This is a genomic window from Halopseudomonas pelagia CL-AP6 (assembly GCF_000410875.1).
GTDB classification, from domain to species: Bacteria; Pseudomonadota; Gammaproteobacteria; order Pseudomonadales; family Pseudomonadaceae; genus Halopseudomonas; species Halopseudomonas pelagia.
This window is the reverse complement of record NZ_AROI01000067.1, coordinates 1-652: the sequence shown is the minus strand read 5'-3', so window position 1 is coordinate 652 and position 652 is coordinate 1. Positions and strand designations below refer to the sequence as shown.

Genomic DNA, 652 nt, shown 5'->3' with positions numbered 1-652 from the left:
GTTCGCCGCCGCCAACCAGGCCCACTTCACCCTCGATATTCCCGGTCTCTCGCACGACTTCAAGGTCCTGTCCTTCGAAGGCCTAGAGCAGATCAGCCAGCCCTACCGTTTCCAGCTGGAGCTGGTCAGCGAACGCCCGGACCTGGATATCGACCACCTGCTACAGCAACCGGCCTTTTTCAGTTTTGCCGGCCATGGCCAGGGCATCCACGGGCTGATCCACCGCGTCGCCCAGGGCGACGCCGGCAAGCGCCTGACGCGCTATCACATTGATCTGGTGCCGCATCTGTTTTATCTCGGCCACCGCACCAATCAGCGCATCTTCCAGCGCCTGACCGTACCGCAGATCATCGCCCGGATCTTGAACGACCACGGTATCCAGGCCGATACCTACCGCTTTCAGCTTAATACCGATTACCCGCAGCGCGACTACTGCACCCAGTACGATGAAACCGACCTGCACTTTATTCAGCGCCTCTGCGAAGAAGAAGGCATCCACTACCATTTCGAACACAGCGTCGATAACCATCTCTTGGTATTCGGCGACGACCAGACCGGCTTCCCCAAGCTGGATAGACCCACGGCCTATATCCAGGACAGCGGCCTGGTCGCCGACGAGCCGGTAATCAAACGCTTCGCCCTGCGCGTGGAA

The 652-nt window shown here is 59.7% G+C and carries 1 protein-coding gene; it reads left to right on the top strand.

The annotated features are described in order from the left end of the window. Positions 1–652: type VI secretion system tip protein TssI/VgrG (gene tssI / locus K787_RS0121560; RefSeq protein WP_022964857.1), on the top strand; the 652-nt coding region annotated here is incomplete at both ends.